The following is a 5,207-nucleotide window of genomic DNA, read 5'->3' on the forward strand; positions in this document are numbered from 1 at the left end:
CCCCCCCCCGCCCCCCCCACCATCCGGCGCCGGCGCACCCCCAGCCCCCACCGGCCCGGGCCGGGACCGCGCGGCCGTGAGGCTCACCAGCCGCTCTCCCGCCAGCGCCAGGACGTCGGCAAGACGCAGGCCGAGCGCCTGGGCCGCGGCGGCCAGCACCTCCGAGGAGGCCTCCTTGAGCCCCCTCTCCACCTCGGAGAGATACGGCATGGAGATCCGGGCCGACTCGGCGACGTCCTTCAACGTCCGCCCCTGGGACTGTCGTTCGCGGCGCAGCACCTCCCCGACGAGGTCGCGCCAGAGCGGCTCCCGGGGCAGGGCCCGGGGTGCCGGGTCCGCCGCCGTCGGGAGCGGGCGCAGGGGAATCACGTCGGCCTGGTTCGTCGCTCGGATGGTCACCGCCCCAGCCTAGGAGCGCGGCACCGCCCCGGCACGGGTCGGGCGTTGCGCTCCGGGCGGATCTGCTGTCGGCGAAGCTCCGTGACAGACGGCTGTGTTCGAGGAACGGGCCGTCCGGCGCCGGTAGTAGGCGATCGCGAGAGCGATGGTGATGGGCCCCCAAGCGGCGAGAGGGGTGCCAACCACCATCGCCAACGCGTCCCAGGCGCCGTTGGTGTACTCGACAGTGTCGATGACGCCGTACAGGGTGAGGCTGCGATCGCCGCCCAGCGGGACGGCGGTGAACAGGAAGGTGAGGATCAGGCCGCCGAGCACGGCGGGGACGACGGCCGCCATCGGCCGGACGCGTCTGCCGCCGATGACAGGTATCCAGGTGGGCGCCACCTCGCCCCAGCCCCGGACCAGCCCGATGGTCAGGATCGCGACCACCTCCGTCAACACGCTGAGCCCGAGAACGTACGGGATGCTCAGCCAGTAGGCGGGTAAACCGCCGTCCTGGACCTGCCCCATCTCGAAGTGCAGCGCGAAGGGCAGCCGCCACAGGCACGCAGGCAGCAGAAGCAGCGGAAGCGCGTAGGCCAGGCGCATCGCCCAGCGCGGAACGGGCCGCTCGGTGTCACCCACGGACGGGGGCCGGTGAAGGATCTTCAGCGTCATGACTCCACCTTCGCGGGGCGGGCACGAAGAGGAATCACCCGCGCGAGCCAACCCGCTCCCCCGCCCGGGGGAGACCGCACCCGGCAGCCTCACCCGCGCGGGGCAGCGGTTCCGGCGGCGACCGCAACAGCAGCCGCAGCCGCAGCCGCAGCCGCACCGGCGCATCCCCGGCGTACGGTCAGATCAGACCCTGCGCCAGCATCGCGTCCGCCACCAGCTCGAAGCCCGCGATGTTCGCGCCCACCACGTAGTTGCCGGGGCTCCCGTACCGCTCCGCCGTCGTGTAGCAGGAGTCGTGGATGTGCCGCATGATCTCGGCGAGCCGCTCCTCGGTGTGGGCGAAGGTCCACGAGTCCCGGGACGCGTTCTGCTGCATCTCCAGAGCGCTCGTCGCGACCCCGCCCGCGTTGGCTGCCTTGCCGGGGGCGAAAGCGACGCCCGCCTCCTGGAACACCCGGACCGCCTCCGGAGTGGTGGGCATGTTGGCGCCCTCCGCGACCGCCTTGACCCCGTTGCGTACGAGGTCCAGCGCGTCGGCCTCGTGCAGTTCGTTCTGCGTGGCGCAGGGCAGGGCGACGTCGGCGGGGACCGACCACACGCCTGTACCGGGCACGAACCGGGCGTGGGCTCCGCGCCGCTCGGCGTACTCGGAGACCCGGCCACGACCCGCTTCCTTGATCTCCTTGAGGAGGGCGAGGTCGATGCCCTTCTCGTCGACGACATAGCCGCCGGAGTCCGAGCAGGTGATGACGGTCGCGCCGAGCTGCTGGGCCTTCTCGATGGCGTAGATGGCCACGTTGCCGGAGCCGGAGACCGCGACGGTCTGGCCCTCCAGCGACTCGCCCCGGCTGCGCAGCATCTCGGCGGTGAACAGGACCGTGCCGTAGCCGGTGGCCTCCGTACGCGCCTGCGCGCCGCCCCAGCCGAGGCCCTTGCCGGTGAGGACGCCGGACTCGTAACGGTTGGTGATCCGCTTGTACTGGCCGAAGAGGTAGCCGATCTCGCGGCCGCCGACGCCGATGTCACCGGCCGGGACGTCGGTGTACTCGCCCAGGTGGCGGTGGAGTTCGGTCATGAACGACTGGCAGAACCGCATGATCTCGGCGTCGGAGCGGCCCTTGGGGTCGAAGTCCGAGCCGCCCTTGCCGCCGCCGATCGGCATGCCGGTGAGGGCGTTCTTGAAGATCTGCTCGAAGCCGAGGAACTTCACGATGCCGAGGTTGACCGAGGGGTGGAAGCGCAGCCCGCCCTTGTAGGGGCCGAGCGAGCTGGAGAACTCCACCCGGAAACCGCGGTTGACATGGATGTCGCCGGAGTCGTCCGACCACGGCACCCGGAAGATCAACTGGCGCTCGGGCTCGCATATGCGCTCGATGATGCGCGCGTCGACGAACTCGGGTCGCCGGGTCAGCACCGGCCCGAGCGTCTCCAGGACCTCGCGGACCGCCTGGTGGAACTCCTGCTCGCCCTGGTTGCGCCGGAGGATCTCGGCGTAGAGCGGCTCGATGAGGGCCGCGGCGTCGGGCGTGCGGGCGGAGTCGGGCGAGTCGGGGATGACCGGCATCTGATCAAGACCTTCCGTGGTCGGCTCGTGCGCGTCGGCACCCCCGTCCCGGAGGGCGCCACCGGTCCGCCTCCCCCGCCGGAGCCCCGCCGACTCCCGTTCTTCGGGAGGACCGCGCGGCCGTCGCCCGGCCGGGCGATGCTCAGGACCGTCGTGGGGCCGATTCTCCTGTGCGACCCGATGATCTTCGAGGACCATCCACATATTGGCCATGATCAGCCGTTTTGATCGGCGCCCGGACGGCCGCGCCGAGCCCCCCACCGGCCCCCGGTCCGCTGTTCCGGGCGGCCCGCACGACCCGGAACCGCCTCCCGGCCGCACACCTCCACGCGACACCCGAGTGGCGAAGGTCACATTCCGGATCGGCCCGCACGCGGTGCGCACAGCACCCGAAGCCCGGCCCCGACGACGGCGACAGCGACAGCGACAGCGACGATGCGCGGCCTGCCGGGGGCCGACAAGCGCAAAGGTCCGGTGAAACAACACCGGGGCCCCGGAGTTACCCGTCAGGAACAGGGACACCCCGCCTGACGATCAGTCATGATGCCCCCATGACGAAGCCACGGGGGCATCGGAGAGGGCAGCCTCCTGACGCATTACGGGCGCTGTACGGAGTACGCCGGGCCGGGAGCGGCACCGCCAGGTCCCGGCCGGACCCGCGCCCGGACCCGCCTCAGCCGCCGTACGGGCGCACGCTTCCGCGGGCGGCCTATCCGGCGTACGCCCGCCCCTCGGCGTATACCGCCCCGGGCCCCCGGCCGCAGCCGCGCATCCCGAAGGGCACGGGCGACATGCGGCGCTATCTCGCGGTCGGGCTGGACGCCTACCTGTGCCTGCTGGCCGTCGGACTGCTGGTGCGGTCCTGCCTGCACGCCGACGGGACGGGGCGCGCGATCGCCCTGCTGGTGGTCCAGCTGATCGCGCTGTCCTTCGCCAACCAGGTGCTGCTGACGATGGCCGTCCGGGCGAGCGCCGGAAAGCTGATCATGGGCGTCCGGGTGATCCGCCTGCCCGACGCGGGCCGCCCGGGCTTCCGCAGGCTGGTGCTGCGCTGGCTGTACGGACTCCTCTGGCTGCCGCTCCAGCCCTGGCACCGCCTCCGGGGCCCTGCCACCGCGCCCACCCGCCCGGAGCGCCCCGCGGGCTGCCCCAACGAGCCGCACGAGGACCTCGCGGGGATACGCCAGGTCCGACACTGCGACCTGCGGAACTACCGGGCGGCGGTGGAGGACCGTACGGGCTGAGCCTGCTCCCCGGCCTCCCGCGAGCGAGGCGGTCAGACCGTGGCGGTACGCGGCCGATGCCCGGCCGGCCCCACCTCGGCGTGAGCAACCGCGTCGGCCAGGCCGAACAGGCGGGCCTCGGCACCGCCGACTCGTCCCCGTACCACCGGGCTTTCCTTCTCGAAGGCCGCCCCCAGATCGTCGCAACGGTCGCCGGAGTGCTCCTGTCCGGGCTGCCGCATCGCCGCAGCGAATACGGAACCCCCAGCCCGCGCACCTCTTCAGAAGTAACACTCCATCATCGCCTCAGCCTGCAGGACCGGCACCGGCCCGGGCGATGAGCAGGGCTACGTCGTCGCGCTCTCCGCTGTGCCGCAGGGTGTGCAGAAGCAGGTCGCAGGTGGCGTCCAGCGAACGGCGGGGGTCGTCGAGAACGTCGAGAAGAGCGTTCAGGCGTGCGTCGATCGGCTGGTCGCGCGTCTCGACGAGGCCGTCGGTGTAGAGGACGAGCTGGTCTCCCCGCTCGAAATCGATGAAGGTGGATTCGAAGGAGATGCCGCACCCTCCCAAGGGCGCGCCGGTGGGCAGGTCGAGCAGCTCGCGTCTGCCGTCCGGACGCAGGAGGACGGGCGGCAGGTGCCCGGCAACGGATATGTCGCATCGCTCGGTGCGGGGGTCGAAAACGGCGTAGACGCAGGTTGCGATGGTGTCGAGGCCGTCCGTGATGTGGTCGAGGTGGTGCAGGACCCGGGCTGGGGCCAGATCGAGATCGGCCAGGGTTCGCGTGGCGGTGCGCAGTTGTCCCATCGTGGCCGCGGCTGTCACACCGCTGCCCATGACGTCGCCGACGACGAGGGCGGTCTTGTCGCCGGCCAGGGGAATGACGTCGAACCAGTCCCCGCCGATCTCGATCGTCGCCTGGGCGGGGCGGTAGCGGAAGGCGACCTCCAGCCCCGGCCGTTGTGCGGGTGGGTGGGGCAGCAGGCTGCGCTGGAGGGAGAGGGCGGTGTGGCGCTGTTCTTCCACGGCGCGATGCCGGTCGGTGACGTCGACGCTGGAGGTGGCCACTCCCAGGACTTTCCCGGCGGAGGATTCGAGCCGGTAGAACGAGATCGACCAGGCGTGGTCATGGTCCGGGTCGGCCGGCGTACGGCCCACGGTGTACTGGTCCACGATCGGTGTCCCGGAGGCCAGGACCTCGCGCATGGCACCTTCGAAGGCCGCGTCGAGGAAGGGCAGCACCTCACTGACGTGGCGGCCCCCCGGGGGGGGGGCCCCCCCCCCCCCACGAACGCGTACGCCCACGCCTCAGGGCGGCCCGGCCCCCGCGAACACGTACAGTGACCGCGAGACCCACCCGCAGG

The 5,207-nt window shown here is 72.0% G+C and carries 5 protein-coding genes and 1 pseudogene; 1 reads left to right on the top strand and 5 read right to left on the bottom strand.

Translation table 11 applies throughout. The features are described 5' to 3' along the window. The 3 genes from JS521_RS33520 to gdhA all read right to left on the bottom strand — a co-directional run. The coding region (locus JS521_RS33520; protein WP_307847990.1) for a helix-turn-helix domain-containing protein at window positions 1–399 on the bottom strand (399 nt) is incomplete at its 3' end. 9 nt (window positions 400–408) lie between these two features. Further along, window positions 409–1,056: a hypothetical protein gene (locus JS521_RS33525; RefSeq protein ID WP_205086665.1), complete on the bottom strand. Its 648-nt coding sequence runs from the start codon at window positions 1,054–1,056 to the stop codon at window positions 409–411. 178 nt (window positions 1,057–1,234) lie between these two features. Further along, window positions 1,235–2,620, bottom strand: a complete 1,386-nt coding sequence (gene gdhA, locus JS521_RS33530; protein ID WP_205086666.1) for an NADP-specific glutamate dehydrogenase — start codon at window positions 2,618–2,620, stop codon at window positions 1,235–1,237. A gap of 791 nt (window positions 2,621–3,411) precedes the next feature. Here gdhA and JS521_RS33535 point away from each other — a divergent pair. Beyond that, window positions 3,412–3,864, top strand: coding sequence for an RDD family protein (locus tag JS521_RS33535; protein WP_205086667.1), 453 nt, complete (start codon window positions 3,412–3,414; stop codon window positions 3,862–3,864). Window positions 3,865–3,896: 32 nt separating this feature from the next. On the opposite strand, the gene JS521_RS33540 is transcribed toward JS521_RS33535, so the two are convergent. Together JS521_RS33540 and JS521_RS33545 are read right to left on the bottom strand one after the other, a co-directional pair. Beyond that, entirely contained in the window at window positions 3,897–4,085 is a 189-nt protein-coding gene (locus JS521_RS33540; RefSeq protein WP_205086668.1) for a hypothetical protein, read from the bottom strand. A gap of 64 nt (window positions 4,086–4,149) precedes the next feature. Next, a pseudogene (locus JS521_RS33545) lies at window positions 4,150–5,103 on the bottom strand (PP2C family protein-serine/threonine phosphatase); the annotation flags it as partial. Window positions 5,104–5,207 lie beyond the last annotated feature (104 nt).

Source organism: Streptomyces durocortorensis (assembly GCF_016901035.1).
Lineage (GTDB): Bacteria > Actinomycetota > Actinomycetes > Streptomycetales > Streptomycetaceae > Streptomyces > Streptomyces durocortorensis.

Excerpts from the sequence above, each read along its gene's own strand:
- JS521_RS33535 (WP_205086667.1), top strand. The coding sequence starts at position 3,412 with ATGCGGCGCTATCTCGCGGTCGGGCTGGACGCCTACCTGTGCCTGCTG.
- gdhA (WP_205086666.1), bottom strand. The coding sequence starts at position 2,620 with ATGCCGGTCATCCCCGACTCGCCCGACTCCGCCCGCACGCCCGACGCC.
- JS521_RS33540 (WP_205086668.1), bottom strand. The coding sequence starts at position 4,085 with ATGCGGCAGCCCGGACAGGAGCACTCCGGCGACCGTTGCGACGATCTG.
- JS521_RS33525 (WP_205086665.1), bottom strand. The coding sequence starts at position 1,056 with ATGACGCTGAAGATCCTTCACCGGCCCCCGTCCGTGGGTGACACCGAG.